Source organism: Vibrio sp. 10N.239.312.C11 (assembly GCF_041466065.1).
Lineage (GTDB): Bacteria > Pseudomonadota > Gammaproteobacteria > Enterobacterales > Vibrionaceae > Vibrio > Vibrio tasmaniensis_A.
In genome coordinates this window covers 19,816-38,334 of sequence record NZ_JBFSRZ010000014.1, presented here as the reverse complement: position 1 = coordinate 38,334, position 18,519 = coordinate 19,816, and the positions used below count along the sequence as shown (strand labels likewise).

The window sequence follows — 18,519 nt, the reverse complement described above, 5'->3', positions numbered from 1 at the left end:
TTAAACCCCCATTCCTAATGCTAACCCTAAGGTAATTCTGTTTGAGAGCCGACTACGCTGAGTATTAAGCAACTGGATTTTAGATTGGTAAATAGATTGTTGGGCGATAAGCAGTGCCAAAACGTCACTGGCTCCTTCCTGGTAAAGGTTTTGATAGTTTTTCATACTAGCCTTGGAGAATGTAAAAGCATCTCGATAATGCTGTTCTTGTTGTTTGAGGTAGAACTCTTTGTCTAGTGCATTTCCTACCTCATTGATGGCAACCAATAGTTTCTTTTGGTAATCAACAAAGCTCTCTTCTGCTTGAAGCTGAGCTATTTTTGCTTGGGTTTGTAGTGATGATTGGTCAAGAAGAGGTGCGCTGATCCCCCCAACGAGATTCCACAGGGAAGGATTGTCGATAAGCTGGTTTGGTGTTGAACCGCTACGATAAACAGAGGCAGACAGCGTGAATTTAGGCAGTAGATCTTTGTAAGCAACTGCCGCGCTTTTGTCGGCGGCGAGCACTTGCTGATAAGCGGCAATGAGGTCAGGACGTGATCCAATCATTTCTCCGGGAAGACGTAATGGCGGAGCTTCAACTTCTGGGATCGTGAAAATCATTCGGTTAAGCTGGTTGTCGCTCTTACCTCGCAAGGTATTAAGCCCTCTGATTGCGATAAGTTGATCTTGCTCTTTAGCCGCTAAACTCGCTCTTACTCTGGATGTTGCAGCACGAGCTGTGTCGAGGTCTGCTTGTTCTTTAAACCCATCGAGCACTTGCTCTAGTACAATATTCTCAGTGTTTGAAAGGCTTTGTAGCCAGCGTTGTTCAACCCCGATCACTCTTGCTCTGTAAGCAACATCAAGCCACGTCTCTATTACGCGAGCCGCGAGAGAGTTTTGTGCGTAAACATAGTCAAGTTGTGTTGCCTGTTGTTTCGCGTTAGCTGCTCTTGCTGTGTCAGCTAAGCGTCCCCAAACATCAAACTCCCAACTTAAATTCAAAGACAGTTTGTGACTGTTCTGAATCTGACTTGTTTTTTGTCTAGAGGCTTGAAAGTCTGTATTTAAAGAAGGTTGAAGGTATTGATCACTTTGAGCCGCTAATAGTTCAGCTTGCTTCAAGCGAAGTGCAGTTTTATGTAGGTCGTGGTTATTGGTGAGGGCTTCTTGAACCAGATCGGCGAGAGCTTGATTGTTGAACAGCGAGAGCAATTGTGTCGACATCGTAGTGTTTACGTATCGTTGAGAGCTTTCCCATTGCTCGGGAATCTGGGTTGTATTGTTCAAACTGGCTTGCGGCGTTGGTGATAGAGAAGCGCAACCCGTGAGATAGGTCAGACTACCCAGTAGTAATAATGCGGATAGGGGGCGGTGTGTGTTCATGCTGTCTTACTCTAAGGTATTTATCTATAGATATACCTAACAGCGAGTAAATTGGAGGTGAAATGAGTGTTTGGTTATTGATTAAAATTGGATATGGATATGGATATGGGCTAGTAAAGGGTTTATGAAAGAACTTCTGAAAACATAAAAGCCACTGAAATCAGTGGCTTTCTAGACTTGTCCATTTTATCTAATCAGGCCATACATGGAAAGTGCTGACCTCATCCCCCTCGAATAGCAGGTTCTATTAAAAGAAAGGGGTGACATCAATTTCAGCCTTCGTAGGAGAAATTGCTTTTACAATCGTATGCCAGCTGTGTTTTAAATCCACATACTTGACGTCAATGAAACGTTTATTCTTTCGTGAATAGAAGCACTTAACGACAGGCTCAACAGGAGCATCATCATTCGATGACCATACAATTCCAAGATGGCCATTGCTCAGCTCAACGATGGCCCCAATAGGGAAAATACCAATGCAATTAATAAATTTGTACACCAATTGTCGGTCTAAGTGATTAGGTGTCATACCTAACATGATTTTAAACGCTTCCGCTGGGCTCATTCCACGTTTGTAGCAACGGTCAGCCGTCAATGCGTCATAGATATCGACGATACAAGCCATTCGGCCGTGCTGCGGAATTTGCTCGCCACTCAATCCATTAGGGTAACCTGTACCATCTAACTTTTCATGGTGCATTAAACATACATCACGGCTAATTTGACTTAAGCCTTCGATTTTTTTGATGATAGGTTTAGCAAATACTTGGTGTTGCTTGATGTGAGCGAATTCCTCCTCGGTTAAACGAGAAGGCTTGTGCAAAACATTATCATCGATATGCACTTTACCGACATCATGAATAATCCCACCAATAGCCAATGGCTTTAATCGGTCTTTGCCAAAACCCAAATGCTTGCCAAATGTGACCAAAAGTGTGGCGACATTAACGGAATGTTCAAGCAAATAGGCATCTTTCTTACGTAATGCAGAAACACATTGCAAGGCATCTGAATTGATCAGTGCTGATTCAATCAGCTCATCCGCCCAACCATCCAGTTCATCCGAAACAAACGTATGCGAATCAAATGTTGCCGTAATAATTTTCTGAGCAAGACCGCGCGCTTCTTGGATGATTCGCTCTGCATTTTTTTGTCTTACTTCTCGAGAGACCAATTTACTTGGAGAATTTTTACTGCTCTTTTGTTGTTCCTCACTCGTTTCGTCATCAGGAACGGGGTGAAATTTACAACCTTTAGCAGAGAGCTTCTTGTCAACCCAGACATACTTAATGCCTTTATTAACTAATGTATCAATTCCTTTTTTTGAAGACACGCGTCCAGCGTTAGATAAATAAACACGCTCACTTTTCTGAATTGATGTAACAAACATTCCCACAACCACTGTGTTTATGGAAATTTTTACTGAGTCTTTAAGGTCGAACTGCATTAAATTCAATTAAGTGTTGTCAAAAACAGTGTGATTCTAATCCAATTTCGCGACGAATCTAGTCAAATTGTTGATTTATTTACTCAAAACACCTGAAATTAATCGTGAAACACGTGAAACACGTGAAATTAAAAATAAAAGACCGAAATATCACCGAGTTATGCTTCGATCTTAGCGATATTGTTTACAACGGTTAAGTGGCAGTGGTGTAGTAAAGAAAAATACTGGTTCGTTACTAATAGCTCTTCTTTAATCGAAGTGTCTATCTAAAGGGCTCTGTATAAAGGTACTTTGTATTGTGGATGTGACTAAAGAGGAGAGGTAGGGAGGTTGCCACCTATTAATAAAAAGATAAAACGTTAGATATTAAAAAAGCCACTGAAATCAGTGGCTTTTTAGAGTCAACCCATATCAGAATGGATTAAAATTAGCTGATAAAAGTTGACGTACTCTTCGATTTTTAATCGATTTCTTTGTCTTTAGTCATAGATAAAAGCCAAAGAGATACGGCTGCAACACCTGCAAAGCCACCAAGAATGATAACTGGCATAGCGCTGTAACCTAGGATGTGCCAAATTACGTTCTCTAAAGTACTCATTCAATCGCTCCTTATTGCCAGCCTTCAACGCCGTGCATGTCTGGTAGTTTGTGTGCGATACCTTTGTGACAGTCTACACACGTTTTTTCACCAGAAGCTAGCGCTGTCGAGTGTTGTTTCGCACTACGAGGGCTCTGCTCTGAGAAGTCCATGTAATCGAACTGGTGACAGTTACGACACTCAAGTGAATCATTCTTTTTCAATCGAGCCCATTCGCGTTCTGCTAAGTGAGCACGACGTGCTTTGAACTTTTCTTCAGTATTGATGGTTTTCGCAATAAAGTGTGCGTATAGCTCTTTAGAAGCCTGAACCTTACGAACAATTTTATCTGTCCACTCATGAGGTACGTGACAGTCTGAACAGATAGCACGAACACCAGAACGGTTAGAGTAGTGAATTGTTTCTTGGATTTCAGCAACGATAGGTGCGTGACAACCAGAACAGAACTCTTCTGTATTGGTTGCTTCCATACCCGTGTTGAATGCACCCCAGAACAAAAGACCACCCGAGAAACCCAAGAACAAAACAACGCCTACCGCTGCTTTACTTGGTGTCGCGAGTCTTTTCCAAAACGCTTTAAGTAATTTTATCATATATAGCCTCTCTTACAGTCCGGCTACGATTAACGCAGTGAATCTACAGGTTTGAACTCGTTCTCAACTAGCGGTTTAGCATTAGCTTGAGGTACGTGACACTGTAGACAGAAGTAACGACGAGGTGAAACATCAGCAAGTACCGCATCTTCGCGGTTCATGTAGTGAGTTACACTCACTTTAGTTGCACCCATTTCTTTTGCGTTTTTCCAGCTATGACAAGCAAGACACTTGTTAGCGTTAAGAGACACTTCATAGCTACGAATAGTATGAGGTACTAAAGGTGGTTGGTATACGTAGTCACTCTCAAGTACTTGGTCACGAGGAAACTTTTTGAAGTCATCTGCTGCGCGAGTTGCTTCAAGTTCACTTGCACCACGTAGAGATTCTACGCCACCAATGCCGCCTGGGTTATCCAGCTCAGCTTGAGCTTGAACTGCACCAGCTAGCAAAAGACCAGCTGATAGTAGGGCAGTAATCAGTTTTTTCATGGTTAATTTCTCCGCCTAAAGGCTAATTCTTTGAGTGGACTACTTCTTTCAAAAAGTAACGAAAAAAGTAGTCGCAATATTAAATACGTTAGATCTTGTATCTAGGTTCGAAAAGCGCTTGGCTCTTAAGAAACCTTAGTGATCTTAACTGGACACTTCTTGTAATCCGTCTGCTTAGACAGAGGATCCGTTGCATCCAAGATCAACTTGTTGATCAGAATTCTTGCATCAAAGAATGGTACGAATACCAAGCCTTGTGGTGGACGGTTGCGACCACGAGTTTCAACACGAACGCGTACTTCACCACGTTTGTTTTCGATAAGAACTTCATCACCACGGCGAAGGCCACGAGCTTTAGCGTCAGCAGGATGGATGTAACAAAGTGCATCCGGTACTGCTTTGTAAAGTTCTGGTACACGACGAGTCATAGTACCTGTGTGCCAGTGCTCAAGAACACGACCTGTACATAGCCACATGTCGTATTCGTCGCTTGGCACTTCTGGTGGTGCTTCGTAAGGAGCATTGATGATAAGAGCTTTACCATCTGGTTTACCGTAGAAATCCCAACCAGAACCTTTCTTAGCGTATGGATCTGAACCTTCTTTAAAGCGCCACAGTGTTTCTTTACCGTCAACAACAGGCCAACGTAGGCCACGGACTTTGTGGTAAGTGTCGTAAGGTGCTAAATCGTGACCGTGATCGCGACCAAAGGCTGCGTATTCTTCGAATAGACCTTTTTGAACGTAGAAACCTTGAGCTTGAGCATCGTCGTTAAGCTCTTGTGCTTCAGACAGTGGGAATGCATCAACGTTGCCGTTTTTGTACAGCACGTCGTACATCGTTTTACCACGATACTCAGGTGCTTTAGCTAGAAGCTCTTCGCCCCAAACTTCTTCAACAGTGAAGCGTTTAGAGAACTCCATGATTTGCCATAGGTCAGACTTTGCTTCACCTACGGTTTTAACTTGTTGGTACCATGCTTGTGTACGACGCTCAGCGTTACCGTAAGCACCTTCTTTTTCAATCCACATTGCTGTTGGAAGGATAAGGTCAGAAGCTTGAGCTGTTGCTGTTGGGTACGGGTCAGAACATACAATGAAGTTGTCTGGGTTACGGTAACCTGGTAGACGTTCAGTGTTGATGTTTGGACCAGCTTGCATGTTGTTGTTACACATTACCCAGTACGCGTTGATCGTACCATCTTTTAACGCACGGTCTTGCGCAACAGCGTGTTTACCCGGTTTAGGTGGGATAGTGCCTTCTGGAAGCTTCCAGATGTCTTCTGCAATCTTACGGTGTTTAGGGTTAGCAACCACCATATCTGCCGGTAGACGGTGAGAGAACGTACCTACTTCACGAGCTGTACCACATGCAGATGGTTGGCCAGTAAGTGAGAATGGGCTGTTACCTGGAGTAGAAATCTTACCTGTAAGAAGGTGGATGTTGTACACAAGGCTGTTCATCCATACACCACGAGTATGTTGGTTCATACCCATAGTCCAAAGTGACATTACTTTGATGTTTGGATCTGCGTATTGCTTAGCCAACTTGATAAGGTCATCTTGAGATACACCTGACATTTCAGATGCTTTTTCAACGGTGTATTCAGCAACAGAAGCTTTGTAGTCTTCGAAGCTGATATCAGTCATTTTACCTGAGTTAGGGTTCGCAGCGGCTTTCTGTAGTGGGTCATTGTCACGAAGGCCGTAACCGATGTCTGTTGTTGCTTGCTTGAAGTTCGTGTGTTTGTTCACGAATTCCCAGTTCACCGCATCGTTTTGAATGATGTAGTTAGCGATGAAGTTAGCAATCGCTAGATCTGATTGAGGTTCGAAGATGTAACCTGTGTCTGCAAGCTCGAAAGAACGGTGGTAGTAAGTAGACAGTACGTTTACTTTAACGTGTGGGTGGCTTAGACGACGGTCTGTAATACGAGTCCATAGTACTGGGTGCATTTCTGCCATGTTTGAACCCCACAGTACGAATGCATCTGCGTGTTCAAAGTCATCGTAACAACCCATTGGCTCATCGATACCGAAAGTACGCATGAATGCACCTACCGCAGATGCCATACAGTGACGAGCATTTGGATCGATGTTGTTTGAACGGAAGCCCGCTTTCATCAGCTTAACCGCTGCGTAGCCTTCCATTACTGTCCACTGGCCGGAACCGAACATACCAACGCCTGTTGGACCGTTCTTCTTCAGAGCGGCTTTCCATTTCTCAGCCATTACGTCGAAAGCTTTGTCCCAAGATACTGGTGCAAAATCACCATCTTTGTGGAACTCACCATCTTTCATACGAAGAAGAGGCTGTTCAAGACGGTCTTTACCGTACATGATTTTTGAAAGGAAGTAGCCTTTAATACAGTTAAGGCCTTTGTTTACAGGTGCTTCTGGGTCGCCTTGAGTCGCGACCACTTTACCGTTTTGAGTACCAACTAGTACCGAACAGCCCGTACCACAAAAACGACAAGGCGCTTTATCCCACGTGATTTTTGTTTGATCAGAGCTAGCAATCAGGTTGGTTGCTGTTGCTGGTAGAGTTACACCTGCAACGGCTGCCGCTGATGCAGCTGCGTTTGCTTTCACAAACGCACGTCTTGTCATTTTCATACTTCACCCTCAAGTTGAGAATTGTTGCTTCCAGTTTCTAAATCCGTTTCGTCTAGTCCAGTCTCGATTTGGTGATAAACCAAAGCTGTCCCTAAAACGTTCGTAATATTATTAATTTCTTCGATGGTGTCCGTAACAAAACCTTGGTTCTCGGTTTCTAGGACCACGATGATTTTGCCTTCAGGGCTACTGCCGTAGATTTCCGCATTATCGTATTGCTCGATTTGTGCTTTGATCTCGTCTAGATGCTCTGGGCTCACATGCACGACTAAACTTGATATATGCACTTCATTTAGTGCCATAAATTGCTCTCGTTATTTTTGTTTTATGCATTACTCACAAGAATAGCCGAAGTAGGGCAAACTGCTACGCAAGCTCCACAACCGCTACACTCATCTAACTCGATTTTTGGTAGAGCAACATTGCCTGCTCTAAGTTGAAATTGAATCGCCATAGGTTCACACATGTCACCACAGCTTCGGCATTCAACATTTTGTTGGGCCAAGCATTTATCAGAGATAGTTGCTTTTGCCAGCCAAGGCGTTTCTTCCTCGGGTTTAAAAATTGGCTCTGGACAAACGTCTGCACATTGATAACAGAATGTACATTCGTCTTTTGAGAAGTCGACAGTAGGAAAACCACCGTCGCCGACAATGATGATGTGTGTCTCGCAACTTTCGATGCATTTACCACAACGTGTACAATCATCTGCGAAGCTTTCTAGACTTTTAATCCAAGGCAATCGAATTTGGCTTGAATCTACTTTTCGCCTAGAAAATAGGCGTCGTCTCGATAGGTCTACCACTAAATGCCTACTAATGTTACTAAGATGTTGTAATTGTAGATCATTGTTTCGTTAATATCTTGTCATTTATCCTCACAAGTAGTGTAGTTTTAGAAATATTTGTATAAATACCCCTTAAGGGCTAAATAGGATCCTATATTGTCTTAGATCAATAAATTATGAAGCGTTTGGTCACATATTGAATGGAGCTCTGTTTTTTGATGTGTGACAATAGGCTCTCGATAGCCATTTTTATACCTTCAGGATATTAACTTTGCTTATTAAACCTGTTTCATCTGTGACGAGTACAATAGCTAAATCATTGCTATTTATATTGCTCCTTTCAGTTGCCACCACCGGTTTTGCTATTTTTACATTGGCGTCCAGCCTTAATGATGCCGAGGCGGTTAATGTGGCTGGCTCGATGCGCATGCAAAGCTACCGTTTAGCGCATGATATTCAAATAGAATCAGTGGATTACGATTCTCATATTCGTGAATTTGAAAGTTCCCTTTATTCCACATCGATGACTAATTTGGTGAGTTGGGAAGTGCCAACTGATATTACAAATGATTATTATTTAATAATTGGCCGTTGGCATGAATTGAAGCAGGTCTTAAATAGCGAAGATAGAAAACACTACCTGGTACTTGTTGAAAATTTTGTTATTGAAATCGACCGCTTTGTTTTTAAGTTACAAGAATTTTCAGAAAATAAATTAATTAAATTGGCATGGGCTGGTGGTATAGGTCTAGGTGGAATACTCGTCATATCTCTTTTTGTTGTTCATTTTGTACGTAAACAAGTTGTTAAGCCTCTACACGCTCTCGTTAGAGCTAGCCAGAGAATAAAAAATAGTGATTTCGAGGTTAAGTTGGAGGTTACCAACAATAATGAACTGGGCATTTTGACCAAAACATTTAACTCGATGGCGAAAGATTTAGGCGTGCTGTATCGAAACCTTGAAGATGTTGTCGATGCCAAGACGGTTGAGTTACAAAATGCCAACCAATCATTGCAAGCACTCTATTATTCTTCTCAAGAACTCACGGTAACGCGTGTTGCACCGGAAAATTTCCGAGCTATTTTGCAGCACTTGGTCAGCCTAGAAGGGATTGAATCGCTAAGGTTAGAAATAGTCGATAATTCGGGACGTTCTTTGATTATGGATGAAGGTTACGACCCGACTTGCGATTATGAAAAGTTTGAAATGAAACTGGATGATAACGAACTTGTTTTGGGCTATCTGTATTGCTCATATCATCACGGTCATTCAACTAAGACGCTAATTGAGAGTTTTATCCAACTGCTATCGAGAGCTATCTACTATAATCGCGCTCAAAAGAAAGCTGAACAGCTTATTATTATGGAAGAGCGAGCGACGATTGCACGTGAACTGCATGATTCATTGGCCCAATCGCTGTCGTATTTAAAAATCCAAGTGACATTGTTAAAGCGTGTTATTGGTAAACTTCCGGAGCACAAACATCGAGAGCAGTCAGAGCAGGTAGCATCTGAGATAGGGAATGGGTTAGCCGGTGCCTATACTCAATTGAGAGAGCTACTCACCACATTTAGGTTATCCATCAAAGAGGGTAGCTTTGGAGATGCTTTGAGCACCATGCTAGAGCAACTTAGTGAAAGAACCGATGCGAAGATTAAATTAACTAATAACCTTTCATCGCTAGAGCTTGATGCGCACAGTCAGGTTCACTTGCTTCAATTGATTCGTGAAGCAACAATAAACGCAATAAAACACGCCAATGCCGACTTGATAGATGTATGCTGTATCGATGAGGACGGTGAAGTATTCGTCGTGATTAAAGATAATGGAGAAGGCTTTGACCCAAGTAGTTCGAAGATGAACCACTACGGAATGAGTATTATGCAGGAGCGTGCGGCAAGACTGAATGGTGACTTAACGATTGAAGCGGCTCAAGGTGAGGGCTGTACAGTCATATTGAAATATAAAAGTTTAAAGGAAGTTAAAGTTGACGATTTGTAAAGTAATGTTGGTTGATGATCATCCATTGATGCGCAGAGGTATAAGCCAATTACTGAGCTTTGAAGATGAATTTGAAGTGATTGCAGAAGCAAGTAACGGTACTGAAGCGGTCGCTCTTGCCCATGAAGAAGAACCTGATTTGATCCTGTTGGATCTGAATATGAAAGGCATGTCTGGGCTAGATACTCTGAAAGCACTTCGTACTGATGGTTCAAGCGCTAACATCGTTATTTTAACGGTTTCTGATAGCCCTGCGGATATCGAAGCGATTGTTAAAGCGGGCGCTGATGGTTACTTACTGAAAGATACTGAACCCGATGAGTTGATTGAACTGCTTAAGCAAGCACATAGCGGCGATAAGGCATACAGCAGTGTGGTAGCTCGCTATTTGAATGATGCTGACAGTCGAAATGATATCTTCGACCAATTGACTGAACGTGAAATGCAAATTCTTCAAGAAGTCGCGAAAGGTTACCGTAACAAGCAGATCGCCGATCACCTGTTTATTTCTGAATCGACAGTTAAGGTACATATGAAGAGTTTGTTGAAAAAGCTGCAAGTGCCTTCTCGTACCGCAGCAACCGTTCTTTATTTAGAACGTTATGGAGACATGAAGTAGGGCTTGTTCCTTTGAAGTAATACTATTTGTTTCAAGATCTTGTGACATTTTTAGTGTCATGCTCCAATAGATAGAATTTTGAATTGTCTAAAATAATATGACGTAAAAAAGGCGCTGAATTTATTAAGTTCAGCGCCTTTTTGTTAGGGCATTTTATATCGGCATCTCTATCTTAGCTTGTATCAGTCTAGATAGGGTTTTTCTTAAAGTTAAGCTGCCATTGGAACCAATACCAGCGTACCAAAGATAACCGTGATAAGACCACAGATTACTGGAACAGAAGTACGTTTTACAACTTCAAACGGGCTGATTTTACCCATACCCGATGTCGCAACAATTACGCCAGATACTGGAGAAATGGTACGGCCTAGGTTAGATGCTTGAAGCATAGGGATGATTAGGAACGCTGGGTTCAAGCCCATTTTCGCCGCTAGTGATGGAGCCAGTTCTACGAATGCATAGAAAGGCGCGTTACCAGAACCTGTCGCGATAGCTGCAGCAACCGTTAAACCTGTTAGGATAAGCATTAATGCGATACCGCCAGCACCTGCCGATTCAGCAAGACCGATTAGGTTATCAATCGCACCGATAGACATTAGACCTTGTGCAAATACGCCCGCCGCAACCAACAGCATTACCACGCCTTTGAACGCTTCAGCCATGCCTTGGTAGCAAGAATCTAAGTCTTCTAATGTTTTCTCGCCGTCAAACTTCTTAACAACGTAATCGATAACCGCGCCCACGAAGATAGAACCTACCACAATGGTGTAGATATCAAGTGAAAGCCCTGGAATCGTACGACCGTTGAATAGGAAAACGCCGATGATAGGTAGGAATGGCAGTGCCGCGTAGAAAGCCGGTGCTGTTGTTTCGATTTCAGAAACGTCTACTTTTTCCATTGGCGTGTTTTCTTTCTTATCTAGGTATTTGTTCCAGAAGAAAGCCGCACCAGCCATCACGATGATTGCACAGATAGAAACAGGCAGTACTGTTTGAACAGCAAACACATCAAGAGACATGCCTGATTTTTCTGCTGCGATAACCACATCACCAGAGGTTGGAGAAAGAATAATTGCTGCAGGTGACGCACAAACGGCAACGGCTGCTGGGCGTGAAATACCCATCGCCGTCATCATTGGGAATAGGGTCGCCATCAGTAACACACCAAGGCCTGTTGCAGAACTTACTGCTAGAGACATTAGACACGCTACGATGTAAGCCGCAACAAGAAGTACATAGGGAGATTTAATAGCAGCAAGCGGTTTAGAGAACTGTTTCACTACTACGTTGTTAGCACCAATGTGCGTCATGTAAGAAGCAAAACCACAAAGAAGCATGATTTGCATGCCTAGGCCGCCTCCACGGTACTGAAGCATGTACTTAACAAATTCGAGTGAGTCGGTAACCATGTTACCTGTTGAAGCGACCTTAGCTGGTAAGACTGTGTGACCAATAAGGCCAGTAATAAGAAGTAGGGCAAGGCCAGCAGTTAGTAATACGCCTGCCGCTTTATAGCCTTTCACAATAAAGTAACCAACAGCGATGGTAATTACTAATCCGATCAAGAGCTCTAACATAGAAATCTCCACAAAGTTTAAAAAATATAAGAAAGTGTTTCAGAATATGACAATGAATGTACAGAAAACTGCACTGTGGCACGAGGCATAGTTGAGGTTGGTATGATCTAAGACAAACATTTTTTTCGATGTTAATTGTGGTTGTAAATATTGATTAACCACTGTTGTTTGGATGTTAATAAACAAATTTTGTGACTCCCTAGAATATAACTTGGATCACCTTTGCTTGTTTTAGTTTCATATGACAGGAAGGGTTGGATAACTTTAGCCGTTGATGTGCAAATGGTGATAATAGCGAGAAAAATAGAGTTATATGGGGCAAGAGACGAACGGGCGATTTGATGTGGGGAGCACAATCAAAGTGTTACAGCCTTATGATGTTTTAGAGTGGTTTTAATGCTATCGAGCACTACGCGTTGAAGCCTGGAGGGAGATTTAATTCTCGGTGATCAAATCACACAACGCGTATCTGGTGTGTGATTTGGTATTAAAGGCGAAAGAAGCTCTAAGTGTGGAAGAGCTTCTTTGGTGCATTCGTTTAGGTAAACCAAAGCCTATAGTATTGCTTACCTTTGGCGTCTTGCGACCAAAGTGAATCGGTAATCGTTAGACGTGAAGTAGTTACGGCTGTATTCAAACACCGTGTTATTGGCAAGGTAACCGCGAGTACGTTTTTCAATGATAGGCTGAGCTGGGTCAATACCTAACTGTTTAGCAACGTCTTCAGGCGGAAGAATCGGTACCAATTCTTGCTCACTTCGATCAATCACCATGCCTTTGGTGTTCTCAATAAAGTCGTATTTTGATGTCTGCATCACTTGATAGGTGAGATCTGGGAATAGGGCAACAGGTAACCAAGTTTCTTCAACCGTGATTGGATTGTTGTCTATGAAACGAACACGTTTTACGTAGAAAACCAATTCGCCTTCTTTGATATCTAAATGCTCAGACATCGCCAAAGAACACGGCTTCATTTCAAAGGCCAGGACTTCACTGTGTGTAACCACATCCAAATGCGCCCACTTTTCTTGAAAGCTCGACTGTTTGTAGATGTCGTAATTGATCTTGTTCTCTTTGACGTAAGTACCGCTGCCTTGAACACTTTCAAGCTCATCGTTTTCGATCAGTAGTTTCAGCGCCTGCCTAACCGTTACACGGCTTACCGAGAATACTTCACGCAATTGCGCTTCTGTTGGGAGTGCTTCGCCAACTTTATATTCTCCAGAACTGATCTTTTCTCTTATTGCATCGGCGATTTGGCGATACATAGGGAGTCTTGCCATTTTTGCCTCATTTGTGCGCTAGGACAACTAGACTTTGATTAAGAACCTGTACCTTAAATACGTAAATTTGCTCTATATAAGCCTTGCTTTAAAGGTTAGTGTGAGCATCGTATCGGCGTTTTGTAGTACATATAATACAAATTAAACGATACATAACAAGCTTTCTTAAAGGATTTACCAATACGATTTAAATACAAATTAAATACAAATATGTATTGATGAGATCGTGATCACGGATTAAATGTCTTGAAGTTGTATTATTCTTACCGTCGGCAGGGACGACTGTCGTACTAATCCGTGACTATGGGACAAAGGTTATGAAACTTACTACTCTAACGAATAAGTCGCTCGTAAATCTGCAAACTACGTTTAGCAGTCGAGAAGAAGCGATTTACGCACTTGCTGACCAACTGGATCAGCAAGGCAAACTGCATAACAAGCAAGAGTACCTTGATGCAGTATTTGCTCGTGAAGAGCAAGGCCCGACAGCGCTTGGCGAAGGCCTAGCAGTACCGCATGGCAAGACTGACGCGGTTAAAGAAGCTGGTTTCGCTGTAGCAACGCTTAAAGAAGACATGAAATGGAAAGGCTTGGATGAAGACGAAGATGTAAATCTAATCTTCCTAATTGCGATTCCAAATGCAGAAGCGGGTTCTACCCACATGCATCTGCTTACTGCACTGACAACTACATTGGTTGACGACGATGTTCGCGAAGCAGTATTAAAAGCAACAACCGCTGAAGAAATCTTCGCGCTTCTTGATGGCGACAATCAACAAGATGAAAAACAAGACAACTTAGATACAAATGCCCCGACAATTGTATGTGTGACGGCTTGCCCAGCAGGCATTGCTCATACCTATATGGCGGCAGAGTATCTTGAAAAGGCGGGCAAAAAGCTTGGCTATAACGTGCATGTTGAAAAACAGGGCGCAAACGGTATAGAAGATCGCTTAACGGCTGAGCAATTAAACAATGCTGTGGCTTGTGTTTTTGCTGCTGAAGTGGCGATTAAAGAATCTGAGCGCTTTAACGGCATTCCTCGTGTAGAAACGCCAGTTGCAGAACCGATTAAACACGGTGAACGCATTCTTAATGAAGCGATTGAAGAGTCGAAAAAAGGTAACGGAGCAGAACGTAAAGTTGCTACTGATGACAAACCAAAGAAACTTCCGTTGAAAACTGAGCTTAAACAAGCACTGCTTTCTGGTATTTCTTACGCGGTTCCTCTTATCGTTGCTGGTGGTACTGTTCTTGCGGTTGCTGTTCTTATCGCGCAAATTTTTGACCTGCAAGAGCTCTACGCAACAAAAGATTCTTGGCTATGGATGTATCGCAAACTAGGTGGCGGCCTACTGGGTACATTGATGGTGCCAGTACTGGCGGCTTATACAGCGTACTCATTAGCAGATAAACCGGCACTTGGTCCTGGCTTTGCCGCGGGTATTGCAGCAAACATCATTGGCTCTGGTTTCCTTGGCGGTGTTGTTGGTGGTTTGATTGCTGGTTACGTGATGCGTTGGGTGAAAGAGCATGTTCGCTTAGGCCCTGCGTTTAACGGCTTCCTCACTTTCTACCTTTACCCTGTAATCGGTACTTTGGTGGCAGGTAGCTTGATGCTGTTTGTTATCGGTAAACCTGTAGCTTTCCTAAACCAAGGTCTGACGGATTGGCTGAACGGTATGTCAGGCACCAATGCATTGTTATTGGGTGCGATTCTAGGTCTGTTTGTATCATTCGACTTAGGTGGTCCGGTAAACAAAGCCGCATACGCATTCTGTTTAGGTGCAATGGCGAACGGTGTTTATGGCCCATACGCAATCTTTGGTTCAGTAAAAATGGTATCAGCGTTCACCGTAACGGCTTCAACCATGATTGCTCCACGCTTATTCAAAGACTTTGAGATTGAAACCGGTAAATCAACTTGGCTACTTGGCCTAGCGGGTATTACCGAAGGCGCAATCCCAATGGCGATTGAAGATCCAATCCGTGTAATCGGCTCATTCTTACTAGGATCAGTGGTTACAGGTGCGATGGTTGGCGCGGCAGGTATTGGTCTATCGACTCCGGGTGCGGGTATCTTCTCTATCTTCTTGTTACACGATTCTGGTTTGGGCGCATTCTCTGCTGCTGCAATCTGGTTCGGTGCTGCCATTGTCGGCACAGTGATTTCAACCATTACTCTTCTGATGTGGCGTGGTCACGCTGTAAAAAAGGGTAAGTTTGAAGCAAGTACTGCAACACAGAACTAACTGAATTTTGAGTTAGCTGCTAACTCACTGCGAAATCAATATATAAAAAATAACAAACAACTGGCTGTCCTAAATACCTGTGCTCCTAACGGTTTTATTCTCACAGATTCTGGGCGTGGTTTTCTGCACCCTAAATTTAGTGGCAGCCAATTTTAACCCCTTGAAAAACTTTAATTTAGTCGTATTTGAGCTCGAATTTAAGATTTACTCGAAGCGACACATTTAGGTAAATGATTATGACTACATCACGCGTACATATTACTCCACACATGCACTGGGATCGTGAATGGTATTTCACAACAGAAGAGTCTCGTATTCTTCTAGTGAACAACATGGAAGAAATCATGAACCGTCTGGAGAGCGATCCAGAATACAAATACTACGTTCTAGATGGTCAAACAGCCGTTCTAGAAGATTACTTCGCGATCAAACCAGAGAACACAGAACGCGTAAAAGCATTGGTTGAAGCGGGCAAGCTAATTATTGGCCCTTGGTACTCTCAAACCGACACAATGCAAGTTTCTGGTGAGTCAATTGTACGTAACATGATGTATGGCATTCGCGACTGTATGAAATTTGGCGATGCAATGAAGATCGGTTACCTACCAGATTCATTCAGCATGAGCTCTCAGCTGCCGATGATCTATAACGGCTTTGACATTACACGTGCAATGTTCTGGCGTGGTTGTTCAGAGCGTCATGGCACCAACAAAACAGAGTTCTTATGGCAATCAAACGATGGCAGTGAAGTGACTGCGCAAGTACTTCCGCTGGGTTACGCGATTGGTAAATACCTTCCTCAAGATGAAGAAGGCTTGCGTGCTCGTCTAGATAAGTACTTCCCAGTGCTAGAAAAGCCATCTGTGACTAAAGATATCTTGCTACCGAATGGCCACGACCAAATGCCGATTCAAAAAGACATCTTTGAAGTAATGGACAAGCTTCGCGAAATCTACCCAGATCGTGAATTCTCAATGAGCCGTTACGAAGAAGTGTTCGAGAAAGTAGAAGCGGCGCGCGACCAACTCGACACAATCAAAGGCGAGTTCAACGACGGTAAATACATGCGTGTTCACCGTACGATCTCTTCTACGCGTATGGACATCAAACTGATCCACGCAGAAATCGAAAACAAGATTGTAAATATCTTAGAACCGCTAGCGTCTATCGCTTGGACATTAGGCTTTGAGTACCACCACGGTTTGATTGAGAAAATGTGGAAAGAGAGCATGAAGAACCACGCTCACGACTCGATTGGTTGCTGTTGTTCTGACAAGGTTCACGCTGAGATCCTAAACCGCTACATCCTTGCGGACGATATGGCGACAAACCTGATTCATTTCTACAAGCGTAAGATTGTCGACCACATGCCAGATCGCGAAGGTTGCGACAAATTGGCGATGTTTAACCTTTCTCCGTACGAGCGTGAAGAAGTGGTGAACACAACCATCACTATCCGTGCTCAAGAATTTTCTATCTTTGATGAAAACGAAAACCCAGTTGAGTACTTCATCCAAGACAAGCGCCAAATTGACCCAGGTAAAGTAGACCGCCAAATCGTTCACTACGGTAACTATGACCCGTTTATGGAGTTTGATATTCAAATCAAACGCACTGTGCCAGCGATGGGCTTCACCACGTTACACATCCAAGGTAACGAGAAGGGCGCAGTAAAAGTTGCAGAACAAAAAGACTACTTGCTAGAGAACGAGTACTACCGAATCAATGTAAACGACAACGGCACTCTGACTATTTTCGATAAAGAGACAGAGCAAGTATTCGACCAAGTACTTCGTTTGGAAGACGGTTCTGATGACGGTGATGAGTACGATTACTCTCCATCTCGTCAAGAATGGTTACTGTATTCAGACGAGTTCCCAGTCGAAACATCGATTGACCACCAAGGCTTCCAATCGGTAGCGAACATCGCTTTCCGCATGAACGTGCCTGCAAACCTTGCAGAGCGTGAAGAACGCACGGGTCAAAATGGTTTTGTTGAAGCGCAATGCCAAGTGGTATTGAAACAAGGCTCTCGCCGCATCGAAGTCCGCATGGAATTAGACAACCAAGCCGACGACCACCGTGTTCGTGTATTAGTACCAACACCATTTGTCTCTGAAACTGTCGTTGCAGATAACCAGTTCGGTTGTATTACTCGCCCGACCAATGACCCTGCTATGGCGGTTTGGGAAGAAGAGAAGTGGAAAGAAGCGCCAGTTCCTGTGTATCAGTTAATGAACTTTGCAGCGCTAGAAAACGGCAAAGCGGGCATGGCTATTATGTCGAATGGTCTACGTGAATTTGAAGTGATTGCATCTCAAGGTGACGAAAACCGAGATACCTTCGCACTGACACTATTCCGCGGTATTGGCGTGTTAGGTAAAGAAGAGCTATTGCTTCGTCCAGGTCGTCCTTCAGGTATCAAGATCCCGACACCAGATTCACAAGTGCGCGGCAAGTTAATGTGTGAATTCACGCTGTGTGGTTTCTCTGGTAACCACATTGACGCGAACATCATGGCGCAAGCACGTGACAATGTCACTCAAATCGAATGCTACAACAAGATCCCTTACAACGCGATGAAGCTGAATGTGGGCGAGCAAAATCTACCAATGAGCTTCAGTTTGCTATCGAAGCAACAAGCAGGTGCGGTTCTAAGTGTGCTTAAGAAAGCTGAAGACGAAGATGCGTTGATCATGCGTGTCTACAACCCAGCAGAAACGGGTTCAGTATCGGATTCAATCTCTTTCACTCAAGCAGTTTCAAGCTGGAAAGAGACAAGCATGGACGAGCGAGTACGCGAAGGTGATGTAGCAACAGAAACCTTCGGCCAACTGGCATCTTGCCAAGCGAAAACATTCCAAATCAAATTCTAATTTCAATTACC

At 43.3% G+C, this 18,519-nt stretch carries 14 protein-coding genes; 4 read left to right on the top strand and 10 right to left on the bottom strand.

Translation table 11 applies throughout. The features are described from left to right. The 8 genes from AB6D07_RS08500 to napF all read right to left on the bottom strand — a co-directional run bounded on the left by AB6D07_RS08500 (nt 1) and on the right by napF (nt 7,917). A complete protein-coding gene (locus tag AB6D07_RS08500) occupies nt 1–1,209 on the bottom strand; it encodes a TolC family protein (RefSeq protein WP_017102866.1) in 1,209 nt (402 codons plus the stop codon). 406 nt (nt 1,210–1,615) lie between these two features. Beyond that, nucleotides 1,616–2,815 (bottom strand): HD-GYP domain-containing protein, encoded by a 1,200-nt coding sequence (locus AB6D07_RS08495; RefSeq protein ID WP_029222911.1) that lies wholly within the window; start codon nt 2,813–2,815, stop codon nt 1,616–1,618. A gap of 460 nt (nt 2,816–3,275) precedes the next feature. Next, nucleotides 3,276–3,413, bottom strand: coding sequence for a TIGR02808 family protein (locus tag AB6D07_RS08490; protein ID WP_009845457.1), 138 nt, complete (start codon nt 3,411–3,413; stop codon nt 3,276–3,278). An 11-nt stretch (nt 3,414–3,424) separates the two neighbouring features. Continuing rightward, nucleotides 3,425–4,006, bottom strand: coding sequence for a NapC/NirT family cytochrome c (locus tag AB6D07_RS08485; protein ID WP_009845456.1), 582 nt, complete (start codon nt 4,004–4,006; stop codon nt 3,425–3,427). 29 nt (nt 4,007–4,035) lie between these two features. After that, on the bottom strand, nt 4,036–4,497 hold the full coding sequence (locus AB6D07_RS08480; protein WP_009845455.1) for a nitrate reductase cytochrome c-type subunit: 462 nt from the start codon (nt 4,495–4,497) through the stop codon (nt 4,036–4,038). Between the two features lie 125 nt (nt 4,498–4,622). Further along, nucleotides 4,623–7,112, bottom strand: a complete 2,490-nt coding sequence (gene napA, locus AB6D07_RS08475) for a periplasmic nitrate reductase subunit alpha (RefSeq protein WP_009845454.1) — start codon at nt 7,110–7,112, stop codon at nt 4,623–4,625. Further along, complete coding sequence (locus AB6D07_RS08470) at nt 7,109–7,414, bottom strand: chaperone NapD (protein ID WP_009845453.1); 306 nt, start codon at nt 7,412–7,414, stop codon at nt 7,109–7,111. Before AB6D07_RS08470 ends, napA begins: the two co-directional genes overlap by 4 nt. Nucleotides 7,415–7,437: 23 nt before the next feature. Further along, entirely contained in the window at nt 7,438–7,917 is a 480-nt protein-coding gene (gene napF / locus AB6D07_RS08465) for a ferredoxin-type protein NapF (RefSeq protein WP_017102864.1), read from the bottom strand. A 253-nt stretch (nt 7,918–8,170) separates the two neighbouring features. Between napF and narQ the strand changes: the two genes are divergently transcribed. Then, the gene (gene narQ, locus AB6D07_RS08460; protein ID WP_017102863.1) at nt 8,171–9,901 is read left to right on the top strand and encodes a nitrate/nitrite two-component system sensor histidine kinase NarQ; all 1,731 of its coding nucleotides are present in this window, start codon (nt 8,171–8,173) and stop codon (nt 9,899–9,901) included. Beyond that, the gene (locus AB6D07_RS08455) at nt 9,888–10,520 is read left to right on the top strand and encodes a response regulator (RefSeq protein WP_009845450.1); all 633 of its coding nucleotides are present in this window, start codon (nt 9,888–9,890) and stop codon (nt 10,518–10,520) included. The genes narQ and AB6D07_RS08455 overlap by 14 nt, the downstream gene beginning before the upstream one ends. A gap of 209 nt (nt 10,521–10,729) precedes the next feature. On the opposite strand, the gene dcuC is transcribed toward AB6D07_RS08455, so the two are convergent. After that, a complete protein-coding gene (dcuC, locus tag AB6D07_RS08450; RefSeq protein WP_029222909.1) occupies nt 10,730–12,097 on the bottom strand; it encodes an anaerobic C4-dicarboxylate transporter DcuC in 1,368 nt (455 codons plus the stop codon). A gap of 566 nt (nt 12,098–12,663) precedes the next feature. Next, nucleotides 12,664–13,380, bottom strand: a complete 717-nt coding sequence (locus tag AB6D07_RS08445) for a GntR family transcriptional regulator (protein ID WP_009845448.1) — start codon at nt 13,378–13,380, stop codon at nt 12,664–12,666. Nucleotides 13,381–13,697: 317 nt separating this feature from the next. Here AB6D07_RS08445 and mngA point away from each other — a divergent pair, with 317 nt between their 5' ends. Beyond that, nucleotides 13,698–15,632: a PTS 2-O-a-mannosyl-D-glycerate transporter subunit IIABC gene (mngA, locus tag AB6D07_RS08440; RefSeq protein ID WP_017102861.1), complete on the top strand. Its 1,935-nt coding sequence runs from the start codon at nt 13,698–13,700 to the stop codon at nt 15,630–15,632. Nucleotides 15,633–15,868: 236 nt separating this feature from the next. Continuing rightward, complete coding sequence (mngB, locus tag AB6D07_RS08435) at nt 15,869–18,508, top strand: mannosylglycerate hydrolase (protein ID WP_372092191.1); 2,640 nt, start codon at nt 15,869–15,871, stop codon at nt 18,506–18,508. Nucleotides 18,509–18,519 lie beyond the last annotated feature (11 nt).

Bases quoted from the DNA above. Each gene is read 5' to 3' on its own strand.
- mngA (WP_017102861.1), top strand. From the start codon at position 13,698: ATGAAACTTACTACTCTAACGAATAAGTCGCTCGTAAATCTGCAAACT.
- dcuC (WP_029222909.1), bottom strand. From the start codon at position 12,097: ATGTTAGAGCTCTTGATCGGATTAGTAATTACCATCGCTGTTGGTTAC.
- AB6D07_RS08485 (WP_009845456.1), bottom strand. From the start codon at position 4,006: ATGATAAAATTACTTAAAGCGTTTTGGAAAAGACTCGCGACACCAAGT.
- AB6D07_RS08500 (WP_017102866.1), bottom strand. From the start codon at position 1,209: ATGTCGACACAATTGCTCTCGCTGTTCAACAATCAAGCTCTCGCCGAT.
- AB6D07_RS08470 (WP_009845453.1), bottom strand. From the start codon at position 7,414: ATGGCACTAAATGAAGTGCATATATCAAGTTTAGTCGTGCATGTGAGC.
- mngB (WP_372092191.1), top strand. From the start codon at position 15,869: ATGACTACATCACGCGTACATATTACTCCACACATGCACTGGGATCGT.
- AB6D07_RS08490 (WP_009845457.1), bottom strand. From the start codon at position 3,413: ATGAGTACTTTAGAGAACGTAATTTGGCACATCCTAGGTTACAGCGCT.
- AB6D07_RS08445 (WP_009845448.1), bottom strand. From the start codon at position 13,380: ATGGCAAGACTCCCTATGTATCGCCAAATCGCCGATGCAATAAGAGAA.
- AB6D07_RS08495 (WP_029222911.1), bottom strand. From the start codon at position 2,815: ATGCAGTTCGACCTTAAAGACTCAGTAAAAATTTCCATAAACACAGTG.
- napA (WP_009845454.1), bottom strand. From the start codon at position 7,112: ATGAAAATGACAAGACGTGCGTTTGTGAAAGCAAACGCAGCTGCATCA.
- AB6D07_RS08480 (WP_009845455.1), bottom strand. From the start codon at position 4,497: ATGAAAAAACTGATTACTGCCCTACTATCAGCTGGTCTTTTGCTAGCT.